This window comes from Arcanobacterium phocisimile, assembly GCF_016904675.1.
Lineage (GTDB): Bacteria > Actinomycetota > Actinomycetes > Actinomycetales > Actinomycetaceae > Arcanobacterium > Arcanobacterium phocisimile.
The window spans coordinates 1,853,873-1,877,147 of sequence record NZ_CP070228.1 but is presented as its reverse complement, the minus strand read 5'-3'; the positions used below and the strand labels follow the sequence as shown (position 1 = coordinate 1,877,147).

The window sequence follows — 23,275 nt, the reverse complement described above, 5'->3', positions numbered from 1 at the left end:
AAATGTGCAATGAGGACGTTGACCTCTAAGTTGGTCGCTGTTGTAGCAATAGTTGGCCTACTTTTAGTCCCCGGATTACCGGCATACGCTGCCGGAGAATCGCAGCCAGATCCGGCTATCTCGCCAGCCAGCGAGTCAACTAGCCAAACAAATGATACTGGCGTAGCAATTATGATCCTATCCGCCCCAACTAAAGGGGAAGGGTATAGTGCCGGAGAAGAGATAACTGTTTCTCTGCGCTTCGAATCTGCTCTGAATACAACAGTAAATATTGTTGGTTCATCAACAACTATTGCCGGCCCAGAAAACTGTAACTGGAATAATTTCCCACCCGCACCACGCGGTCGTTATAACTGCAACACACAGTCACAGAATTTTCAGTCATGGCCCACATACACAGTGACGTCAGAAGATGAAGAACGCGGCTGGGCTACTCTTGATTTCACGTTCACAGCACAGGCATTGGATAATTCTAGCTCTCAAGCTGTTACGGTGAAGAAAACTGTTCGAGTCTATAAGCCAGGCGAAAGCGAAGCGATTCCAGAAGACCCGTATAAGACGGTAACGTTAGCGCGTGCGGGTGACGATAACTACGTATGTCATCGTATTCCTGCACTAGCGAAGGTCGAAGGGCGGTTGATTGCTGCCTGGGACGGGCGACCCAACAATTGTGCCGATGCCCCAAATCCGAACAGCATCATTATGCGTTACTCTGACGATGATGGCGAAACCTGGAGTGAATATTCAACTATCGCCCAGGGACATGTAGGTGCAGATAAGTACGGCTATTCTGATCCTTCATTTATCGTCGATGAAGAAACCGGCACTATTTTCGCGTTCTTCGTCAGGAGCTTCGACGCTGGTATTGTCCAGTCAGTCCCAGGTTTTGATCCACTAAATCGCAATATTATCCACACGGTTTACGTCAAGTCTGAAGACAAGGGCGAAACATGGTCTGAACCAGTAGTAGTGACTGAAGAAATCTCTCAGGGACAAGACCAACACGCTCGCTTCGCAGCTTCTGGTCGTGGCATCCAGCTCAAGTATGGGCAGCACAAGGGACGATTGATTCAGCAATACACGGTTGTCAACGGTGGTTCCTGGTCAGTTGGCCGTCACCAGGCAGCCTCGCTCTACTCTGATGATCACGGTCAGACTTGGCAAGTTGGCCAACCAGTAGGCGGCACCATCGGTGAGCAAATGGACGAGAATAAAGTTGTTGAGTTGTCTGACGGAAGTGTTTTGCTCAGCTCTCGCCGCTATGAAAGCTCGGCATTGTATGGCCGGCATTACGCAATTTCGACCGATGGTGGTCACTCGTATGTCGTGGATAAGTCAAATAATCGCCGGTTGAAGGATCCGCGTAATAACGCCTCCATTATCCGCGCATTCCCCGACGCCCCACAAAACAGTGAGCGTGCAAAGGTACTGTTGTCCTCCCATGCAAATAGTGACACTGCGCGTGTTGATGGTATGGTCAGCGTCAGTTACGACGACGGAAAGACCTGGAGTGATACGCAGTTGTTCAAGTCGGGCAGCATGCAGTATTCCACGATGGAACCACTGGGCGACGGCAAGTATGGCATCCTCTTCGAAGGTGAATCTTCTGAGATTCTTTATCGCACAGTTGATTTGGCCTGGCTGGGTCTAGATAAGGCTCTCCCATTGTTGCCAGACGTCGAGAAAGCAGAACAAGATCTTGCTGATAAGCAGGCAGAACTAGATAAGGCTCAGGGCGATCTTGAAGATAGCAAGGCAGAACTAGCAAAGACGGAAGCTGAGAAGGAGCAAGCTGAGAAAGCTCATCAAGAAGCAGAGAATGCTCTTGCACAAGCTCAGGAGGAACTAGCACAACTGAAGGCTGAGCTGGAAAAGGTCAAGGCAGATAATGCGGCGAACGCTGAAGAATTAGCTCAAGCCCAGCAAGCTACTGATGAAGCTGGAAAGAAGATTGACCAGCTAGAAAAGGACAAGGCAGAGTTGGCTGAGAAGCTAGCTCAGGCACAGGAAGAAGCTCAGGCGGCTAAGGACGCCCAAGCTCAGGCTGAAGCAGAAGCAGAAAAGCTGAAGGCGGAGAAAGCGGAACTAGAGAAGAAACTAGCCGATGCGCAAAACAAGCCACAGGTTGAGATTCCACTTATTCCGTTGACTCCAGCCCAACCATCGGAGAAGCCAAGTGAAGATGGTTCCCAGCCGAAGATCATGATGCCTGCAGGTGACATTGTCCAAGGTGGAACATATACCTTCACTGGAAGCGGATTTACTCCAGGTGAAACCTTCAAGGTGACGGTCCACTCCGTCGTCGTCGATCTGGGTGCGGTAACTGCTAACGAACAAGGTGAGTTCACTCTTACCTGGACGGTTCCAGCTGATTTTGCCCCTGGTCAACATACGGTGAACATAACAGGAGCAAAGATTGCGGTGCGCGCTACTTTCGATGTGATGGAAAAGAAGGTGCCGCAAGATGGGGATACCCCGACTCCGCAACAACCACAAGTTGTTCCAGAAGTTCAACACGATAAGCACGTGTTGGCGAAGACCGGTGTAGGACTTGGTGTTGCTGGCGTGGCGATGCTCAGTTTGTTGGCACTCGGTGGCGCACTAAGCGTGACTAGTCGCCGACGCACTAACAGCTAGGTCATAACTGACAAGTGCCCCAGTGGATACGTCTACTGGGGCACTTTTGTGTTTTCTTCTTGCGGGGAAGAATTCTCATACAGCTAAACTTAGGTTAGGGTTTCCTAAGCAAAACTAAGAGGAAGGTTAAGAAAGCACTGTGAAAAACATACGTGCCGTCATCGCTAGTACGTGTCTAGGAATGGTTATCGCTCAGATGGTAGCTCTTCCAGCACAGGCTGAAAGCATTGAACCAGCGCATCAGTCCGCGGCTACGACGCAAGAAAAGCATGCTACTCCTGCAGATTCTACCGGTCGGCAATGGGGTGGAATAGATGGTAGCCGTTACGGTGATGCGATTCGAAAAACAGACCGAATAACATACACTGATGCCGGCACAATTCCCCAAGTATCATGCGATATTTTAGGTGATAATCACGATGATCTAATATTTGTCTCAGATAAAGAACAGAAGTTGTCGATTCTTGACTATGTTCCATATGGCTCCGATACTGACCAGATTGAACGACTGATTGATGAACAACCAGGAATACGGCAATATCAGTTACCAAGTGATGCGAATGGACCATGGAAAACAACATGCGTCAAAATTAGCCGTGGTGAGAAACCAACAATCGCATTAGCGAATGGCAATACAGTATATGTTATTGATCGGTCGGCGTTTGAAGCGCAACCTGCTATCACGTTGCCTATCCATGCAACATACACATTTGATAAGCCTGTTTATGCCATATCGTCGGCTTCACCAGTACTTGAAAATCAGGCACTGGCAGTTCTCGCCGGTGATGGCGTATTTTATTTTTCTTCGTTAACGGAAAAGGGTGAGTTTACAGCCACCAAAGCACGGCGCACCTGGCAACTTGATGACGTAGATCCTCAAGCAACATTAGTGCCACTCAACAGTGTTTACGGTGACGAAGTAACACTTGGTGTTGGATTACCAAGTAGAGATACTGTTTATGCGATCCCAGTATCGGCGGATTCTGGGCGTGTTTCTGAGATAGCAGCGAAAATTACTGGCACAGAAGACACGGGAACGGCTGGTTTTGGTAGTGCGCTTATTGGAATCGGTGATATTAACGACGACGATATCGACGACTTCGCAGTTGGGGCCCCACAGGCTAATAATGATGCCGGTGCGGTTGCGATTATTTATGGTCAAGAAAGCCCTGCTTCGGAAATACATGTTGCAGTACAGCTCGACGCGGATACCCCCGGTGCGGTAACAACTAATGGCACGCCGTCTGGAACACTATTGCGGCAATCTGCGGTAGGACGATTAGGTGTTTCGTTAGCGTATATGCAGCACGATGGGCCAGATAATCCTGGAGCCTTAATTGTTGGCCGTCCTGATCATGAAGAGCACCCAGGGGCGCTAATGATTTCCACACGCGCATTGAAAAGTGATTGGAATTCAGGACTGGGAGTGGATGCGATACCGGGTAGTCAATGGGCATGGTTTGCTGCTGAAGAAGGTGAAGGCGACGGTGGTCTTGGCGTTGGAGTAGTCCAATCGTCAGACACTGCTGAGTATCTTTCGGCGGTTTTGACAACTGATTCGGACGGAAAGGTGAATGTCTGGACAGTCGATATGAGTCGTCAAACAGAAACGACTGATCCGGTCGAGCCGCTTTATCCAGCTCCAGATAAAGTCATTGAACCGCCAGCTATCAAGCCTATTGATACGACGACGCGAAAGCGTTGGGTAGGGGAGTTTTCGGACGGTCTGGGTAGCATTATTGCGCGAGGGCGTTGTGACGTTACTGGTGATGGTAAACCTGATTTGGTGACATCATCACCGATACGTTCGGAATGGAAATTTGATCCGCACTATGAGCTTTCAACTCCCACTCATGGATGGATTTTGAATGTTACTGGTCAACTGCAGATTATTCCGCATGCGACACCAGGAAGTGTTTTACCTGACGATTCCATTATGACGATCCACGGGCCGAAAGAAACTCAAGATCCAGCAGTAGATGCGGCAATGGGCTTATCGGTGGCATGTCTAGGTGATGTTAATGGTGACGGGATTGATGATATCGCCGTCGGCTCGCACACGATGGGTAAAGTATGGGTTCTTTATGGAGGCCCGAATATCCAATATGCCGATATGAATAAACTGGAAAAGAAGCATGGTTATGCTATCTCGATGCCTTATGAACTTGGGGCTGCCGGATATCAAGTTGCCACGGTTGGTGATGTTAACCATGACGGTTTAGCTGATATTGGTTTCATTGTGGCCAATACGCCGTTATCGCGTGGTGAATATGGATCGTTTGGAACAGCATTAGTTGTTAGTGGGCAAGCAGAATCTGACGACGTCGACCTAATCGCATCTTATGACAATCCTCGAGTAATCTGGCGTGCTCAAACTCCGCAAGGGCACACATTATCGGCATTTAATGTGGTTGGCGATATTAATGGTGATGGTCAGCAAGATTATGTTCTAGCAGACTTCAATTCATTTTCTGACACCGGTACAGTTCCTGGTCAAGCATGGGTAGTGTATGGGTCAGCCGATACTCATATTGATCTTGATAACGATGTTCCAGGCTTTACTCTGGTGATGCCGTCGGATGCTTCGTATCGGTTAGGTGCTGGAAATTCGATTGCTTCACTTGGTGATATTGATGGTGATGGACTTGGTGATTTTGTTATCGGATTTGATGGTGGACAGGTAGTTAATACGACGAACGGAGGTATCGCTCTTGTCCATGGAACGAATTTTGCATCGACGACGTCGTCCACTCGTGTTATTTCGCCAAACGATGTAGCCCATCAGGATTCAACAATATCTGTTGTCACTGGAATGGGAAGTGGCGATGGATTTGGGTGGGCAGTAGATGCTTTACCGGAACGTAAGCTTATTGCAGTAGGTGCGTGGGGTGACCAAGGTGACGGTGCTGTTTATCTACTTGATGGGGTAAAAATTCCCGCCGGAGTAACCTCTGTTGGGGATCTTGGATCGGCAGTTCGGCGTATTGATACTGATGCACACCGTGCACGCTTTGGCCGTTCAGTTGCATTTATTGGCGACTACATGGATGCTACTACTTTGGCTATTGGCGCTGATGGTGTTGTTGATGATCCAGTTGCCGACGAAGAAGGGTACTCGCATGCCGCGCACATTCTCACTATGACAATAGATGAGGAACAAAATACTGTTCCGGACGTGAAGCCGGACGTGAAGCCGGGCGCAGATTCTGGGGTGATGGATAAAATCCAACACAAGAATCAGCCCCAGATACTAGCGCAGCCAGTTAACCCTGTGGTACGTCACTCGCTGGCGCACACTGGCCTAACCATCATGAACATCATGGCAGCTCTAGGCGCTGTTCTTCTGATGGGAGTGGGGTGTTTAATAGCAGTAAATAGACAACGCTCAGAAAACTCATAAAGGGTACACCCTCAAGAGTTACTAAAAGCAGGATACGTGATACACCTATATGTAGGCGTATCACGTATCCTGCTTTGTTTTTAGGTGGGATGCTGATACAACAAGGCAAAGCCGATAGGATGCGAGTTATGGAGTCATTGAGTGAGCGCGATATTCAATCCCTTGATGCTGCCAAACTATATTATTCCGGGCTAAACCAAGAGCAAGTTGCTCAACGGCTACATGTTTCCCGACCAACTGTTTCTAAACTTTTGGCTCATGCCCATGCGCAAGGTTTTATTGACGTGCGCATTTTAGATCCACGAGAACAAGATGAATTGCTTGTTGAGGAACTGCAACGTCGTTACCATCTGATTGATGTTGTGATTATTAGTCCAGTGCGCACCGGAGAAGTGGCGATGCGTGACGCCCTTGGCAAAGCAGGAGCTCAGCTTATTGGTTCTCTAGTTCGTGACGGCGACGCGATTGGTTTAGTGCCTTCACGAACGATCAGCGCGATAGCTGACTATCTTGAACCACGTCAGCGCCGAAACGTTGAGGTTATCCAGCTCTGTCGCGGACTATCGGATCCGGCTCCTAAACCGGGCCGGCCAAGTACGCTCGAACGTTTTGCGGCAGCATTTAGCGCTCGCTATCAAGAGTTGAATGCGCCAACATTCTTAGGTTCGGTTCCAGTTCGTACCCGGTTGACGCAAACCCCGCATGTGCGCCGGGTTCTAGAAGCAGGTGCGCAGGCTCGGATCGCGATATATACCGTTGGGTCGACGACGGCGAACCAAGAACTTATTGAAGCTAGCCCGCTATCTGAAACCGAAAAAGATACTATTTTTACACGATCGGTTGGCGATATTTGTGGCCGGTTTGTTGATAGTGGAGGACGAGTGTGTCTTCCAGATCTTAATAACCGCACGGTTGGGATTACGTTGCCAGAACTACGTCGTAAAGAACAAAAAATTCTCGTAGCGGGCGGACCAGAAAAAGTCGACGTCGTCAAAGCTGCGTTAGAACACGGCTACGTCAATCGATTGGTAACTGACGTCCGTACAGCACAGCACATCGTCGGAACAAATGTTCCATTCAAGTACGAACGATACAAATAATAACCAAAAATTGCCTAATTATCCCTAGTAATCGTTGCTATATCAACGATATTTGCCTGGAACAATCGTTATGTTGAGGTGGTTCACATAGTGCGGTAGAGAGGTTAGATTGAGGGTAATCCAGATCATAAGTTCAACGACGAACTCCGTGAAAGGTTTACTCATGGCCACGAATACTTCTTTTGGTCTTATTAAAGATCCAACCATTCAACAACCAGATGGATACCTCGATAAAACACCAATCTGGCAATACATTTTGCTCTCCATCTGTTTCCCGATGTGGGGAGCAGCTGCGTCGCTCAATGACGTTTTGATTACTCAATTCAAATCCATCTTCGAACTATCTGATTTTGCTTCCGCATTCGTGCAATCCGCGTTCTACGGTGGCTACTTCCTCCTAGCCATTCCAGCTTCCCGGGTTATTCGTCGCTGGAGCTACAAGTCCGGACTGCTCATCGGTTTAAGCTTCTACATCATCGGATGTATGCTCTTCTTCCCAGCCTCCCACGTGGCCACCTACACTGTATTTTTAGCCGCACTCTTCGCTATCGCAGTAGGATTATCGTTCCTCGAAACTTCCGCAAACACCTACTCGTCGATGATCGGCCCGCGTAAATACGCCATTCTGCGCCTCAATATTTCCCAAACGTTCTATCCACTCGGATCCATTTTCGGTATCCTGCTCGGCAAATACCTCATCTTCACCGACGGAGACGCCCTCGGCAAACAACTCGACGCCCTTACTGGAGTAGAACGTCAACAATTCGCTGAAGAAATGCTCCAACGTACCCTTGGACCATACCGCTGGATCATCGTCGTCCTCGCTGTTCTCATGTTCGTTATTGCTATAACGCAATTCCCACATGCCAAACCGCTATCGCACGATAAGGAAGTTAAAGCGACCATCGGTGAAACCCTGCGATACCTCGGAAAGAACCGAAAGTTCGCCACCGGCGTTTTCACCCAATTCATGTATGTCGGTATGCAAACCGCAGTATGGTCATTCACCATCCGTCTTGCCCTCAACCTCGACGACACCATCAACGAACGTACCGCATCGAACTATATGATCTGGGCCTTCGCCGCCTTCTTCGTCGGCAAGTTCATCGCAAATATCCTCATGACCAAGTTCAATGAGAATCTTGTCCTGATCGGCTACTCTGTTGCTGGCGTTCTGGCTCTCATCTGGGTTATCACCGTTCCTAACATGACAGCAGTGTATGCCGCGATCCTCACATCGGGCCTCTTCGGACCATGCTGGGCCACCATCTATGCTCGAACCCTTGACGCTATTGAAGATAAGCGCCACACTGAAACCGGCGGTGCAGTCATCGTTATGTCCATCATCGGCGGTGCTGTTATCCCGGTTATCCAAGGACTCGTCTCCGATACGTTCGGCTCAATGCAACTGGCCTTCTCCGTGTCGCTCGTGTGCTTCCTCGTCGTCTTGACATATTTTGTTATGCAACACCGGGCTGAAAAAACCGCTTCTATAATTGAAAAGTGAGAACTCATCATGCTAACAATTCCGCTCCATCGCAATCAATTTACTGACGTGTGGCAACTAATCGTGGCCAGCGAACATATCAAAGTTCAATCTTTTCGGTATGCAACCGGCATCGAAACGCTACGGTTAGACAACAGTCGCGGATATATTGAGATTCTGCCATTTATGGGGCAAATCATTTGGGACGCAGAATTTGACCATACCTCGCTACGGATGACGAATATGTTTAGCTGTCCGCAGCCGTGCCAAGAAATCGTTGACACATACGGGTGTTTTGCGTTCCATTCGGGACTGTTGTCTGCTGGATGCCCCTCACCTGCTGACGATCATCCCCTTCACGGTGAATTCCCGTGTGCAACCATGGATGAGGCTTGGTTAGAAATCGACGACGACGGCACAGTACGTGTCGTATCTTCCTACGAATACGTCCAAGGTTTCGGACACCACTATTGGGCGGTGCCACATGTCGAAATGCGTCCCGACTCCGCCATGTTCGATATTGGCATGAAGGTTACTAACCTGTCGAAGTATGCGCCGATGCCGTTGCAGTACATGTGCCACATGAACTATGCCTTTGTGGAAAACGGTGTGATGAGTGAAAACTTGCCTGCTGGCGCATTCCAGCTCCGCCGAAGTGTTCCGGCGCACGTTACGCCAACTCCGCGCTGGAGCGAAATCAACGAACAGATTTTAGCTGGCGATATTGACGCATCCTCATTGGCTCAGGCAAAGGAATTCGATCCAGAAATCGTCTTCTTCGCTGACGATCTGCCACAATATGGCGAACGTGTCGAATGTGAATTAGCGGGTGAAAATGGTGTAGTTTTCCGTACGGAATTTAGTTCAGAAGAATTACCGGTGGCTACTCGCTGGATTCTCTACAATGCCGATCAGCAAGTAGCTGCCTTCGTTATACCAGGAACATCGCGCCCCGAAGGTTTCCTTGCAGCGTGTGAAGCAGGTACGCTGATTGAACTAGGTGCAGGGCAGACCCGGACATTTACCGTCACCACTGGAATCAAGGAGTAACCCATGGATATTGCAGTAATTGGATCAAATATGGTGGATCTTATTGCGTACATTGATCGTATGCCAGCTGAAGGCGAAACCCTAGAAGCTCCAGATTTCCACATGGGGTGTGGTGGAAAAGGAGCAAACCAGGCGGTGGCTGCGGCTCGGCTTGGTTCTGACGTTTTGATGGTCACTCGGGTTGGGACAGATATTTTTGCGGACAACACCGTAGCCAATTTCGAAAAGAACGGTATCGATACCCGGTATGTGATGCGTACTGAGGGAAGATCTGGAGTAGCACCGATTTTTGTTGATGCAGAATCGCATAATTCGATTTTGATTATCAAAGGTGCGAACGCGCAATTATCGCCTGCCGATGTTGATAATGCAGCAGGTGATATTATCCAGTGCAAACTTATCGTGCTACAGCTTGAAGTACCGCTAGAAACGGTTTATGCCGCTATTCGTTTTGGTAAAGAACACAATATTCCAGTTTTGCTCAACCCGGCACCAGCGCAGCCAGATTTGGTGCTCTCTGAAGTAAAAGACTGTGAATACTTCATGCCGAATGAATCTGAACTCTCACTGCTCACGGGTATGCCTGTTGATACTATCGACGACGTTCGCAATGCTGCCACGACGCTCTTGAATGCCGGGATGAAGAACGTTATCGTCACTCTTGGCTCCCGTGGAGTTTTGTGGATGGCTGACGGTATTGACGAACTTCTTCCTGCTCACACTGTTAAAGCTCGCGATACTACTGGTGCTGGTGACGCATTTATCGGGTGCTTTAGTCATTATCTGGTCAAGACTGGAGATATCCGAGAATCAATTGCGAAAGCGAACCGATATGCTGCTGATTCAATAACAAAGCTCGGAACGCAAACGTCGTACGCAACGGCAACAGAATTTGCACAGTTGTAACAGATATGTGATGCGGTAACGGTAGCAGTGTTGTTTTGCCTGCTATCGTTACCGCACCATTTTTCTGATGAAAATATTGAGGGCCTGAGACAGATCTGTCTCAGGCCCTCAATGACGAGTCGGGGTGGCGGGATTTGAACCCACGGCCTCTTCGTCCCGAACGAAGCGCGCTACCAAGCTGCGCCACACCCCGAAAGGTTGATAACCAACCAAATAATCATAACCCCGCGCAAGCATTTTGTGAAATTCATGGGCGGTGCCTGCGCAAGACATCACATCAATGTGCCGCTCGAAGGAATCACACTTGAACGACGTCGATCATGATTGCTTCCGGAGCACAAAAAGTTCTGATCGGCGTATATGGCGACGTACCAATCCCAGCCGAGATGTTCACAAGCATGGTGCCACGTGAATCCACAGAGCCATCACGTTTAATAACCGTAGGGTTGCCGTCTTGCGGGTGCGCTGGCCATCGGAACAATCCGTTGGAGTAACTTGTGGGCAAGTCACAGTTGGTCACTAACGCGCGTGAGCCGGGCAGATTAACCTGACCGCCATGTGTGTGCCCAGCAAACGTGATATCTGCACCGTCGTCGTGCATCATATCTAAAACCCATGTGTAGGGTGCGTGAGCTAAGGCGATACGCATGTGCGGTCCGGTGACGTCGTCGTTGTGTGAAGCTGCTGGCATAGCATGACGGTCAATATGTGGGTCGTCAATACCAACTAAATCCAGTGTCCAGTCTCCAACAACAACGCGCTGCCGGGCATTGTTGAGGTCTATCCATCCGCCGCTGGTAAGCCCACTACGTAACTTATCAGTGGCTAGCGGCTGTCCAACTACATCTTTTGATTCTGTCGCGCTCTTTCCGGTATGTCCAGCGAGATAGCGCAACGGATTTTTCAACTCTGGGCCTGAGTAGTCATTTGAACCAAAAACGAAGGCGCCAGGCACGGTCAGCAGTGGTCCGAGGTCCGCAAGCAATGCTGGGATTGCGCGATCTTCGGCAATGAGGTCACCTGTGAGTACAACGAAATCTGGGTGTAACTGAACTAGCGAACGAATAAATGCCCGACGTTTGTTTTGACGCGCCAAAAGATGGGTGTCCGAGATGTGCACGATCCGTAGTTGTGCGGGTTCGGCCAGCTTTTTATAGTTGGCGGAAATAATCGCGGTACGCCGGCGAATCTTATATGCATGGGCATGTGCTAAAGCACCAGCAGTTGACAGTATCCCGGTTCCGATAACACTGCCAATGAGTTTATATATAGTCATAGTGAATGCAAAGGGTTATGGACGAGGGCCGATCGAAATCCACAGATTGATACGACTGCCAGGGCCGCCATCGCCAGTATTTTCTTGGCGGGCTACTTGTCCTGTCGGAAGATCCGAATAATCGGTGCCAACCGCAACCACGTAGCCTGCTTGTTGCAAGGTAGAAACAGCATTATCCTCAGACATTCCAATAACCGAAGGGACGGCTGCTTGCTGTTCTTCTTGCTGGCGTTGTTCTTCGGCTTTGCGCTCTTGTTCCTTTCGTTCTTCTTCTTCCTTGTTGACAGAAATTGCGCCGGTAGGTTTTGCGAACGGGACAATCGGCTGATCTGCTAAGGCAGAGTTCATGAAATCGCGGAACGCTGGAGCGGCCAGAGTGCCACCATAGACTGTGCTGTAGTAAACGCCGTTCACGGTAACGTTCAACATTGGGATATTGCCATTCATGTGACCGGTCCACACAGAAGTTGCTAACTGCGGAGTATAGCCGACGTACCACATGTGGTACGAAGAGTCGGTAGTACCGGTCTTGCCGCCAGATGGACGTCCACCAGCTAGCTGTGCAGCTGAACCTGTCGCGCCCGGCTGCGGAACTTGTTGCAATACGCCATTGACTGCACGAGCAACATTTTTATCAATAACTTGACGGCATTCTGGTTGACGCTCGATGAGAATGTTGCCGGCACGGTCGGTGATCTTGGTAAACGAATGAGGTTGGCAAGCAAGCCCGTCTGCAGCCAAGGTTGAGACCGCGGAAGCCATCGACAATGGAGTAGTTGGATTGACGCCGAGCACTTGGGAAGGGCGCGGAATAATCGGTGCGATGTCACCTTCTTTGACACCTGTCATTCCAGCATTCGTCAATTCTTTAACGAGATCGGCAGTAACATATCCGCCTTGACGGGCGCCCATCGCTTCAGCAGTTCGGGTGATATCGCAAAGATCAAGCTTGGAAGACATCTGGGTGAATGCAGTATTGACCGAGTACTTAGCTGCGGTTGTTGCCGGAATGAGGCCGAAGTTTTCGCCGTCGTTATTAGACGGACTGAACGTGTCGGCCAATCCGGGGGCGCAAGAGATTTTCCAATCCCGAGCTGGAATAGTGATCTTTCGTGATCCGTTGAGCTTTTCGTAGGGGCTATGGCCCTTCGCGATCCAGTCCACAAGTGTAAAGATCTTGAAGGTAGATCCGGGCTGGAAGCCAGATCCGCCGCCCATGTCTTCTCCGACATTGTTATTGACTTTAGTGGCTGTAGGTTCAGCGTCAGACGGGTTACCGAAGGGGCGATTTTGTACCATCGCCCGAATGTTTCCGGTACCGGGCTCAATCGAGGATAATGCGATGTCAATACCAGAAGGATCGCCGATTGGAACGCGCTTAATAATCGCGTCGTATGCCTGTTGTTGTTCGGCCGGATTGATAGTGGTCTGGATGACGAGACCGCCACGGTAGAGCTTACTGATACGCTCGTCTCGAGTCTCACCTAAGGCATCAGAGTTCAGTACGTCCCGTACAACATATTCACAGAAGTTTGCGGAGATCCCAGCTTCTTCACAGCCGTTATATGCCGGTGATACTTTGAGCATATCCTCGATAGGCACAGCTATCGCCACATCATATTGTTCTTGTGTGATATAACCTTGTTCGAGCATCGTGCCCAACACAGTGTTGCGGCGTTTGAGGGCGCCTTCCGGATTCGACACTGGGTCCCACCGTCCAGGTGCCTGGGTGATGCCGGCAAGCATGGCGGCTTGTTCTAGGGTGACATCTTTTGCAGCTGTGGAGAAGAAGTAACGCGAAGCTGCTTCAACACCGTATTGGGATGGGCCAAATTGAGCAATATTGAGGTATGCGGTAAGGATTTCATCCTTTGTCATTTGGTTTTCGACGGCGATCGCAAAGCGTGCTTCGTTGAGCTTACGAGCGATTGTTTGCTCGGTGGCAGCTGCAATTTGTTCGTCATCTTCTTCAATTCGACCTTTTTCGAGAAGTGCGTTCTTCACATACTGTTGGGTGATTGTCGATCCACCGGCGAGCGAAGAGCCGGTGAGATTTGAGAACGCTGCGCCAAGAATGCCTTGGGCATCGATGCCGTTATGCTGGTAGAAGCGCTGATCTTCAATAGCTACGGCAGCATCTTTGATGAATTGGGAGATGTCTTGTGACGCAACAACAATACGGTTTTCTGAGTAGAAGCTCGCTAATTTAGTGCCGTCTGCTGCAACGATTGTGGATACTTCTGATGGAAGCGTGAAGTCGATTTTCGTTGGCAGATCGTCGAAGATTTTCGTGACAGCATTGGTAGCTGTCCCGGATGTAGCTACGACGGGGATTGCCATTGCTGCAAGCAGGCTACCACCGAGTCCACATAGTAAAAAGAATGACAGCAGAGCAGCAAGTGCTTGCTTCATGGTCAAGTTCCGATTGTGTGTTGACATACCTAAAGAATACTTCCTATTTCTTCTTAGCGCTCGCGACGGTGGTGAAGTCTGGAAATTTCTCGATGTGACGTTTAGCTGGAGAATAGGTACCATGTTAGTGATAGAAGTCACGGTATGGTGAAGCGAAGGTGCTTCATCCGAAGGGATACGTTATGAGCCTGGCATATCAAGAACAGACATGGGCCGTCCATGCAGCATGTGCAGATGTTGATCCAGATTCGCTTTTTGTTCGCGGCGCAGCTCAACGTCAAGTACGCAACGTCTGCTTTTCGTGTCAAGTCCGGCTCGAATGCTTGGCTGACGCATTGGATTCCAATGCGTCATTTGGTGTTTGGGGTGGACTCACTGAACGCGAACGCCGTGCGATTCTCCGAATGTTCCCTGATGAAGAAAATTGGTTTGACCGGCTAACGAACTCAGAAGAGCAGATGATTGCTGAACTGCGCGCCGGACGGGTGCCGCGATTAAACTAAGATTCGGCAGTTAATTCGTTCTTTGATTTCGCCATACTTACCAGTAGTCTAGAGGTATGAAGAAATTTGAATACGTCACGCTTCCGCTACTAGTGCACAACACCAAAGCTATTCTAGACCAATGGGGAGAAGATGGCTGGGAGCTAGTTTCGGTAGTTCCAGGTCCCAACGGTAGCCAGAATCCGGTCGCTTACATGAAACGCGAGAAGCATTAAATGGCTCGTATTTCAGTTAGTCAACGGCTGGCTGAGCTTGGTATTCAGTTACCACAATTAGCTCCTCCGGTTGCTGCCTACATTCCAGCAAAACGTTCGGCGAACACTATTCGTACCTCTGGGCAGTTGCCGTTTGTGGACGGCGAACTTCGTGTGCTCGGGAAAGTGGGCTTGGATGTTTCTGCCGACGAAGCCTACCAACAGGCGCGTATTTGCGCACTGAACGCCTTGGCGGCAATAGCTTGGGTGCTCGACGGCGACGTCGATCGGATCGTCTCAGTTTCGCACGTAACCGGTTTTGTAGCGTCCGATCCAGAATTTTATGGTCAACCGGGCATTGTTAATGGTGCGTCGGATTTAATGAAAGAGATTTTTGGCGACGACGGAGTACACACTCGGTCTGCTGTTGGAGTAGCAGTGCTACCGTTAAATGCGCCAGTCGAAATAGAACTGAGCGTCACGATCGCCGGGTAGCACGAGCTGGTCATGCGCCAAGTTAATACGAAGCGCGCGGGCTTCGACGCCGTGGGCTAAACGTTTGATCATATTCGCTGTCGTGAAAGCAAAAGAATGTCAGTGGTGGGTGGTACGTTTTCGTACCACCCACCACTGACATAAAAACTAGTTAGTGTGCGCGAGGCTCTAATCAGTGTGCGCGACGCTGCAAGCGCTGAACCTGAATAAGGAGAACTGCGCGTCCTTCGAGGCGGATCCAACCACGCGAGGTGAAATCAGCCAAGGATTTATTCACGGTCTCACGTGAAGCGCCAACGAGGTGTGCAAGCTCTTCCTGGGTGAGATCATGTGCGACATAGATTCCTTCTTGAGTACGCTCACCGAAACGCTCGGCAAGATCAAGAAGTGCCTTCGCAACGCGGCCTGGAACGTCAGAGAAAACGAGGTCTGCCATCTGCTGATTTGTGGTGCGCAGGCGACGAGCCAGTTCGCGAAGCATCGACTTCGCCATAGCAGGATGGGAGTCGATGTAGGTCATCATATCCTTGTGGGAAAGAGACAGCAGGCTGGTGGCAGCAATAGCTGTCACAGTTGATGAACGCGCACCGAGATCGAACAAGGTAAGTTCGCCAATAATCTCGCCGGGGCCGAGAACAGCAATAAGGTTCTCGCGGCCGTCGTCAGCAGTGTGGGAAAGCTTGACCTTACCGTCGGTGACTACGTAGAGGCGGTCGCCAGAATCACCTTCGTGGAAAAGCGATTCGCCACGCTTTAAGGTGGTCTCGGACATGAGAGCAAGCAGATCTGCGCGATCGGACTCATCTAACTCTCGGAACAGCTCTACATGAGCCAAAACGGTGGAATCCATCCGAATTCCTTTCAATAGAAAGCTACTAGGACAAAACCTCGAATCGTGTGTGCGAGGTCATACATAACTAAGTGTGCCACGTTTTACAGCTTTAGGCACGCGGTAGCACAATTTTCTTTTCAAAGAGTTATTTTATTTAGCGGGCGGTCCCATGTGAGGTTAAGCTGAAGTAAGCGAGGAGAAAGTATGAGTGAAAAGAAAACTGTGCAACGTCGTCTTCCATTCCGTCCGCGCTCACTGCGTGCCCGGCGCGAACATGCTGAAACAATCGTGGAACGATTGGCTGAACTCTACCCAGACTCACATTGCGCACTGGACCATAGCAACGCATTTGAGTTACTAACAGCTACTGTGCTTTCTGCCCAAACCACTGATGCGCGCGTAAACTCAGTGACGCCAACACTTTTCGAAAACTTCCCTGATCCGCAATCAATGGCCACAGCGCCACTTCCAGTCTTGGAAGATATCTTGCACCCGTTGGGTTTTTATCGCTCCAAAGCGCGCTCGATCAACGGTTTAGCCAATGGCCTTCTCCAAAGATTTGACGGCGAGGTGCCCGGCAACCTCGATGATTTAGTAACACTTCCCGGAGTCGGGCGGAAAACTGCTAACGTCGTTCTAGGAAACGCATTCGATATCCCCGGAATCACCGTCGATACCCACGTCGGCAGATTATCGCGCCGCTGGGCTTGGACACGCGAAACTGATCCAGTAAAAGCAGAAGCTGATTTAGCAAAGATATTGCCACAATCGCAATGGACCATCATCTGTCACCGCGTGATCGACCATGGCCGGCAAGTGTGTCACTCGCGTAAACCAGCGTGTGGAACATGCCCAATGGCAGACATTTGCCCTAGTTTCGAGCTTGAAATTGGCTAATAACGAAAAGAAACCCGGAGCTAGGCGAGACGATCTAAGAAATCTACAATCAAGTCGCTAACGCGCTCAGGCTGCTCTTCGGCAATAAAGTGTCCGGCGTCGGCGACGGATTCAAACCGGTAGTCGCCGATCGCAAATTCGCGATCTTTTCCCCAGGCTCGTTTCGGTAACAACGGATCGCTTTCGCCGCGAATAGCGAGAATCGGTAGTCGAACTGATTGTGCTGATTCGCGTAAATATGCACGCCCTGAGGGGCGATGTTGGGCAAGATACATCCATCGCAACTGATCGATTGCGATATCTGCGGCCATTGGCAGATTAAGCGCCTGTGCGTAATAGCTAGCTTGGGAGGTGGCCCCATTGTTTCCTGGTGCAGACCATGATTCGAAAATACGGCGAAGTTTTGTTTCGTCTTTCAGTGCACGCTTCGATATCGAACGCAAAAACGTCGTGGCCGCATACGTCCACGTCCGCAACGTCACGTGAGTTCCAATGCGCTGCAAAGTACGCGGATGAGGTGAGGAAAGAGTAATAAGGCCGCTAAACAGGTCAGGTTCCATCGACACTGCTGACCATGCCAAGGCGCCGCCGCGCCCTTGTCCAACGAGAACGGCTTGACGCACACCCAGGCTACGCACAATTTTCACTAAATCTTGAGCGAGCGTGAAACCGTCTTCGGATTTTGGTGTTTTATCGGATCCGCCGATACCGCGCTGGTCGATAGCGACTACTTGGTATCCGGCCTGGGCAATAGCTTCAATCTGATGTCGCCATGCCCACCAATACTGCGGGAATCCATGAACTAAAAGCACAAGAGGCTTTGAGTCAGTATATTCTCCAGCACTCACAATATGGAACTGGGCACCATTAGCTTGAATCAGGCGGTGCTCCCACGGCCCAGGTAACGTGATGCAGGTAGTATCGGCAGGCATGGCGGTCTACATTTCCGTTCGACGTGGTTTAGTTAGCCGGAGTATTCTCAGTTTTTTCGGATGTCGAAGTGCTGAGCAAGAACTCACGACGGGTGAGCGACGTTGCACGCATCGCTCCACGCCGGCGAGCTGCGTGGGTCGCAACACCGGTCATGAAGAGTAAGAAACCGAGAATAACAACGCGCCCGGTACCAAGATCGAGTTCAAGGTGATGAATAACGTTTCCGGTGAATGCGTTAAAGTCGCCGATTTGCGCATCGAGCCAGTTGATTCCTTTGTGTCCCAACGATGGAACAATCAGAGCAACCATGCCAGCAATGGTGACGATAGCTCCCCAGAATTGTGCACCAAGGGAGGATGCGCGCGCGGTGAGCCATAGTGCGGCCAAGGTGATAAGCCCGCCAAGTAGCTCAATGAATGGGAAGAACGCAAATGCCTGGGCATCCCATGGATTCTTCTCCACCAGATAGAGGCGAGCTCCGGCGTCGGAAATTAAATACCATGCCAGTGGCATAAGAAGAAGAGTGAGGAAGAAGCTACCAGTGTGGATCCAACCGCGTCCCTTTGGCTCTTCCGGGATTTCGGTGATTTCACCGATCTCGCCGGGGTCTGCTCCCCAGTCTTCGCGGGAAGGTGCGAAGGCTGGTTCATCGTTTTCCTCAACCGGCATAACAGATTTGCGCTGAGGAGTGGCAGCCTCGGCAGTAGCTAGTGCCGCGACAGCAGCCGAAGAGTCTGCACTTTCGTCATCGCCGAAGTAGGAACCAAGTGTCGGGTTAGGGTTCGACGGAGCTTTTGTCGCGATGGTCTGATGTGCAACTGGTTGAGCTGGTCCGGGCGCAGGAAGGTCTGGATCGGCGAGATCTTCTCGAGGTTCGACGTTAGCGAACTCGTTTGCGCTGTAGTGCGGCTCAGCAGCATATTTTGGCGATCCCCACTGGGAGGTATCCGTTTCGGGCAGCTCGGCAGATTCGCCAGATTCTGCAGGCGCCTGATCAGAGTTTAGTATTTCCCCAAAGTCTGGCGCATCATTGCCAAGATTGAGGGCATCGTCGGCTAGTACCGTCTCACCAGTGACATGCTCGGATTGATCTTCCGGCTGTAGGCGGTCGGTATTCTCGACGATTGGTTCGAGAATGTCGTCGTCATCAAACGGCCGTGGGTTGGCCGAGTTGTATGGATCGTTCGGTGTAGTCACGATTCCTCCTGTAGTTAGTTACACTAACGCTATCGCTATCTTTAGTATGAGTATGTGAACTCAGTGGTGTTTCGTGGAAAAGTTACACAGACCATGTTGTTTGAGCTGTGGATATATAGAGTTATCCACGTTCTTCGTTTCGTCCAGGCCATAGTCGAGTAGCTTACGGCACGGTTGTATATATGAGAGCAACATCAACACAAAAAATTCCTGAATTAGAATTAGCGTCATTGCTATATCGGGGAAACAATGAAACGATTGCCGAAGAATTGCGACGATTGGCGCAACTAGTCGGCCTCGATTTCCAAGTGGCCACAGCGTCAAATCATTCAATAGATGCCGTATTAACCTTCACGTCACACGGCCTTGCTCCGATGATGGTTCAAGCCCGATTCCATGACATGTTCGCATCCTACTTCGCTCGTGGAGTTGCCCAATTCCACGTGCGTGATGACGCAGCTGACCTCATGGCGCTGATGAGTGCAGTTGGAGCAACTGTGCGCGGCAGTATCATCGGGGTGATAGGTGCGCACGGCGGAGCCGGGACGACGACGATCGCCGCGTGGCTAGCGCGCCTAGCAGCCGCAGAAAAATCCCCAGTTGCCCTTGCTGATTTCAATATGTGTTCAGACTCATGGAATATATTGCTCGGTATTGATGATCAGGCAACCAATCGTGCCAATATTTTTACTACCCAAGGAGTGGTGCTTCCGGGAAAGCTTGCGCACTCACTCGTCTTATGGAACGGGGTTAGTATCTTGCCGGGCAATCGGATTGCCGTAGATAGCGCAAGCGGTGAACAAGGCTCTCGCGCAGTGAGTGCTTTAAGTCAAGTGCATGCTTGGACATTTATCGATTTAGGAGTGTTAGGTGGCGCCTGGGCGGCGCAACGCGAATGGTTGAAATGGTGCGATGTGCTCATTCTGGTCACCCACACTACTCCGCCCGCCGTGGAATCTGCACGCAAAAAATATCGTGAGTTAGAAGAATTCGCCCACACGTTAATTGTCGCCAATGAGGCAAAAGCCCACGCGCAAGCAGATAATGTTGCGGTCTCGCTTAACTATCGCGATGTTTATGCTGTGCGGCGTATGTCTCATGCAAATGCAGATCTCGACCATGGGGTAGTGCCTGGAGATCGCAAGCGGTCCACGGCCGCTAAAGATATGCGACGACTATGGTCGATTGTTCGGGAGTCAGTGGTATGAACAAACGCCTCCCAGCTGAACAAGTGTCCGCTATCCGCCGGCGGTTAGCGGCGGGAAGTACCTCAGCTGGAGCACTCAACGCTCAGCACGGATTGCTAACCACAATTGACGTTGCCAGTGCCGATGCGCAAGTACGCCACGAAGTCACCGGAGCTGGATTGACGATTGGACCGCTACTAGAAGATCCAGACGTCACTGACGTGGTAGTCAATGGGCCTGGTCAAGTATGGGTTGATCGCGGTGATGGCATGGTGCAAGTAGCTCCGGAAGAGGGCGATGACAGCGTCCGCACGGCAGCAGGCGTGCGAGCGCTTGCGGTACGGTTGGCCGCGTTGTGTGGCCAACGGTTGGATGATTCGAGTCCGATTGTCGATGGTACATTTCCCTCAGGTGTGCGACTTCATGCGATGATTCCGCCGCTTTCTGCATCGGGGACGCTCATTTCGTTGCGAACTCACCGTGCTCAAGTGTTGTCGCTGGAAAAATTAGCGCAGCTTGGAGCAATCCCGCATTCGCTTGTGTCGCTGGCTCATGCGCTTGTTGAAAAGCACGCCAACGTCATCATTTCTGGCGCTACGGGAGCAGGGAAAACAACGCTGTTGAACGCAATGTTGAGCCGAATTGCCGTTACTGAGCGAATTTTAATTATTGAAGAATCTGCGGAACTTGCCCCGGAACATCCTCATGTGCTGCATCTGCAGGTCAGACGCGCAAATGTTCAAGGAGCTGGGGAAGTGACGATGAGTGACCTGGTGCGCGCCGCGATGCGTATGCGACCAGATCGTATTGTGTTGGGCGAATGTCGCGGAGTTGAAGTGCGCGACGTGTTGGGTGCGCTCAATACCGGCCATGAAGGCGGGTGGGCAACCATCCACGCGAATTCTGCCCATGATGTTCCAACTCGCCTAGTAGCGCTTGGTGCGTTGGCGCAGATGAGTGAAAGTACGGTGGCCGCTCAGGCGGCAAGTGCGCTCGACGCTGTTATTCATGTTGAACGGCGCGGAGCTTGGCGTGGTATTGCTCAAATTGCGACTCTGCATCGCCAGGGCGGAGAACTTGTTGCCCAGATTGCGGTCAATGTTCACGCCGGCGGTGTCCAGTACGGGCCAAGCTACCAGCAGTTGTGTGAAAGGTTGGGGCTGTAATGCTTGTGGTGCTCAGCGTATTTCTCGTTGCTTTCGTAAGTGTGCCGCGCGTTGGCCGTGCGCTATTTGACCTCTCAATGCTCAAGCGATCAAAGCGTGCGGGTGAGAAAAAGAAAAAGCGCGTCGGACTGGATATGGGAATGGTGGTTGCAGAAGTTGCTACTCGGTTACGTTCTGGAGCCTCTCTTGAAAGGGCTTGGGAGCAGGCTTTGGAGCCTTATACATATCTACATTCTCTTCCGGGGCGAAGTGTATTTGACGACGACGGGGTTGCGCATGTGCTACGTGAGTTATCGCAAACGTCGTGGTGGTATCGCCGGCGTCATCGAATACCGCAGGCGACGATTTCAGCGTTGCCTGCGGTTTTTCTTGTCTGCCGAATGTCCCACGGAACTGGAGCTCCGGTGGCCGACGTCTTCGATGCATGTGCGTTGGGGATTACTGAAGCTGGCGAGGCAGTGGCGGCTCGCGATATTGCGATGGCAGGGCCACAAACATCGGCGGTGATGCTGGCATGTTTGCCAGTTGTGGGATTACTGAGCGGGCGTATGTTAGGGGCTGATCCGCTGGGGTTTTTTGTGTCATCAATTTTTGGTGCACTGGTGTTGGCTTCCGGGTTGTTGGCAGAAGCCTTAGGTGTGTGGTGGGTGTGGTGCTTGGTGGTGCGTGCTCGCCGAGAAAGCGAGGAACTTTAAATGCGTTATCTCTTAAGTATCGGATGGGTCGTGCTGTTGACTGTGCCAATGAAGAACATGGCCAAGGTGCGAGAGGGTAAACCGGGACGAGTAGACATGGCGGTCGTTTTAGATGTTGCGGCCGCTACTTTAATGTCTGGAAGCTCATTGCCGGATACGTTGCGGGTGCTGAGCATGTCGATGGCTGGGATGCGGGTAGGAGCAGGAGCGTATTCGGCCGATCAACTTACCGGGGTTGCAAATATGCTAGTGATGGGAGCAAGTTGGGAAGAGGCGTGGTGTGAGGTTGAGGGGTTTGATTTGCTTGCACGGACCTTGCAACCGGCTTGGGTAGACGGGGTCGCGCCGGTGGCGTTACTCGAGCGGGCGGCGCGCACACTGCGCCTGACTCAAGCACGACGTGCAAAAGAATCGGCAGGGCGGCTGGGGGCGGCCCTCGTTATGCCCCTCGGCCTATGTTTCTTGCCGGCATTCGTCATTGTTGGGGTGGTACCGGTGGTAGCTAGTTTCGCCACGTCCCTGTGGTGAGTGGGGGCGAAGCGAGAAGTTCCTACTGGGTGTGACTGTGCAGTTACTTTTTCCACAAGCACAGGTAGTTTCGGAGCTTTCCACGACAATCGGATCGGACTTTTGGATAGTGGGGTAGTTTGACAAACTGGAAACATCACTAAACGTGATGAAGCAATATCAAACAATAGCAAATGAGGTTGAAAATGAAAGCTCTATCAATGTTCCGAAACTGCCGTCGTGGTGTGGAAAACGGCATGGTCTCCGCCGAATATGCGGTGGGAACTATTGCGACAACCAGTATCGCGGGCGTTCTTATCTGGATCGTGCAACAAGACTGGTTTAAAGAACTTTTCGTGGCACTGTTCAAGATGATCTTTGAAGCGTTTATGAGCTGAAGTA

The 23,275-nt window shown here is 50.9% G+C and carries 20 protein-coding genes and 1 tRNA gene; 15 read left to right on the top strand and 6 right to left on the bottom strand.

The genetic code is table 11. The annotated features are described in order from the left end of the window. The first annotated feature begins 9 nt into the window (after positions 1-9). From JTE88_RS08530 to rbsK, 6 genes are all read left to right on the top strand, one after another. Entirely contained in the window at positions 10-2,637 is a 2,628-nt protein-coding gene (locus JTE88_RS08530; RefSeq protein ID WP_204424357.1) for a sialidase family protein, read from the top strand. A gap of 139 nt (positions 2,638-2,776) precedes the next feature. Continuing rightward, entirely contained in the window at positions 2,777-6,037 is a 3,261-nt protein-coding gene (locus JTE88_RS08525; RefSeq protein ID WP_204424356.1) for an FG-GAP-like repeat-containing protein, read from the top strand. 128 nt (positions 6,038-6,165) lie between these two features. Further along, entirely contained in the window at positions 6,166-7,137 is a 972-nt protein-coding gene (locus tag JTE88_RS08520; RefSeq protein ID WP_204424354.1) for a sugar-binding transcriptional regulator, read from the top strand. Between the two features lie 163 nt (positions 7,138-7,300). Further along, on the top strand, positions 7,301-8,644 hold the full coding sequence (fucP, locus tag JTE88_RS08515) for an L-fucose:H+ symporter permease (RefSeq protein WP_204424352.1): 1,344 nt from the start codon (positions 7,301-7,303) through the stop codon (positions 8,642-8,644). Between the two features lie 63 nt (positions 8,645-8,707). After that, positions 8,708-9,673, top strand: coding sequence for an aldose 1-epimerase family protein (locus JTE88_RS08510; RefSeq protein WP_239519515.1), 966 nt, complete (start codon positions 8,708-8,710; stop codon positions 9,671-9,673). 3 nt (positions 9,674-9,676) lie between these two features. Beyond that, positions 9,677-10,579 carry a ribokinase gene (gene rbsK / locus JTE88_RS08505; RefSeq protein ID WP_204424348.1) on the top strand — a complete coding sequence of 301 codons (903 nt, stop codon included), beginning with the start codon at positions 9,677-9,679 and terminating at the stop codon, positions 10,577-10,579. Between the two features lie 119 nt (positions 10,580-10,698). On the opposite strand, the gene JTE88_RS08500 is transcribed toward rbsK, so the two are convergent. From JTE88_RS08500 to JTE88_RS08490, 3 genes are all read right to left on the bottom strand, one after another. After that, positions 10,699-10,772: transfer RNA gene (locus JTE88_RS08500), tRNA-Pro, on the bottom strand. A 105-nt stretch (positions 10,773-10,877) separates the two neighbouring features. Beyond that, the gene (locus JTE88_RS08495) at positions 10,878-11,855 is read right to left on the bottom strand and encodes a metallophosphoesterase (RefSeq protein WP_204424346.1); all 978 of its coding nucleotides are present in this window, start codon (positions 11,853-11,855) and stop codon (positions 10,878-10,880) included. Between the two features lie 15 nt (positions 11,856-11,870). After that, a complete protein-coding gene (locus JTE88_RS08490; RefSeq protein ID WP_204424345.1) occupies positions 11,871-14,294 on the bottom strand; it encodes a penicillin-binding protein in 2,424 nt (807 codons plus the stop codon). A 155-nt stretch (positions 14,295-14,449) separates the two neighbouring features. Here JTE88_RS08490 and JTE88_RS08485 point away from each other — a divergent pair, with 155 nt between their 5' ends. From JTE88_RS08485 to JTE88_RS08475, 3 genes are read left to right on the top strand one after another with little or no spacing between them, the layout of a single operon-like run. Beyond that, complete coding sequence (locus JTE88_RS08485) at positions 14,450-14,770, top strand: WhiB family transcriptional regulator (protein WP_204424344.1); 321 nt, start codon at positions 14,450-14,452, stop codon at positions 14,768-14,770. 56 nt (positions 14,771-14,826) lie between these two features. Continuing rightward, positions 14,827-14,985 (top strand): Sp36 family protein, encoded by a 159-nt coding sequence (locus tag JTE88_RS08480; RefSeq protein WP_204424342.1) that lies wholly within the window; start codon positions 14,827-14,829, stop codon positions 14,983-14,985. After that, positions 14,986-15,459, top strand: coding sequence for a RidA family protein (locus JTE88_RS08475; RefSeq protein ID WP_204424340.1), 474 nt, complete (start codon positions 14,986-14,988; stop codon positions 15,457-15,459). Positions 15,460-15,631: 172 nt separating this feature from the next. On the opposite strand, the gene JTE88_RS08470 is transcribed toward JTE88_RS08475, so the two are convergent. Continuing rightward, on the bottom strand, positions 15,632-16,309 hold the full coding sequence (locus JTE88_RS08470; protein WP_204424338.1) for a Crp/Fnr family transcriptional regulator: 678 nt from the start codon (positions 16,307-16,309) through the stop codon (positions 15,632-15,634). A gap of 186 nt (positions 16,310-16,495) precedes the next feature. On the opposite strand from JTE88_RS08470, the gene nth reads away from it, so the two are divergent. Next, positions 16,496-17,188 carry an endonuclease III gene (nth, locus tag JTE88_RS08465; protein WP_204424336.1) on the top strand — a complete coding sequence of 231 codons (693 nt, stop codon included), beginning with the start codon at positions 16,496-16,498 and terminating at the stop codon, positions 17,186-17,188. 20 nt (positions 17,189-17,208) lie between these two features. Here nth and JTE88_RS08460 read toward each other — a convergent pair whose 3' ends face one another. Next, entirely contained in the window at positions 17,209-18,120 is a 912-nt protein-coding gene (locus JTE88_RS08460) for an alpha/beta fold hydrolase (protein WP_204424334.1), read from the bottom strand. Positions 18,121-18,148: 28 nt separating this feature from the next. Beyond that, entirely contained in the window at positions 18,149-19,318 is a 1,170-nt protein-coding gene (locus tag JTE88_RS08455; protein ID WP_204424332.1) for a hypothetical protein, read from the bottom strand. A 182-nt stretch (positions 19,319-19,500) separates the two neighbouring features. On the opposite strand from JTE88_RS08455, the gene JTE88_RS08450 reads away from it, so the two are divergent. The 5 genes from JTE88_RS08450 (at position 19,501) to JTE88_RS08430 (ending at position 23,271) form a co-directional block, all read left to right on the top strand. After that, positions 19,501-20,526 carry a CpaE/TadZ family protein gene (locus JTE88_RS08450; protein ID WP_204424331.1) on the top strand — a complete coding sequence of 342 codons (1,026 nt, stop codon included), beginning with the start codon at positions 19,501-19,503 and terminating at the stop codon, positions 20,524-20,526. Further along, entirely contained in the window at positions 20,523-21,671 is a 1,149-nt protein-coding gene (locus JTE88_RS08445) for a TadA family conjugal transfer-associated ATPase (protein ID WP_204424329.1), read from the top strand. The genes JTE88_RS08450 and JTE88_RS08445 overlap by 4 nt, the downstream gene beginning before the upstream one ends. Before the next feature lie 8 nt (positions 21,672-21,679). Next, positions 21,680-22,366, top strand: a complete 687-nt coding sequence (locus JTE88_RS08440) for a type II secretion system F family protein (RefSeq protein WP_204424327.1) — start codon at positions 21,680-21,682, stop codon at positions 22,364-22,366. Further along, a complete protein-coding gene (locus JTE88_RS08435) occupies positions 22,367-22,894 on the top strand; it encodes a type II secretion system F family protein (protein WP_204424325.1) in 528 nt (175 codons plus the stop codon). A 185-nt stretch (positions 22,895-23,079) separates the two neighbouring features. Further along, positions 23,080-23,271, top strand: a complete 192-nt coding sequence (locus JTE88_RS08430) for a DUF4244 domain-containing protein (protein ID WP_204424323.1) — start codon at positions 23,080-23,082, stop codon at positions 23,269-23,271. The last annotated feature ends 4 nt before the right edge of the window (positions 23,272-23,275 follow it).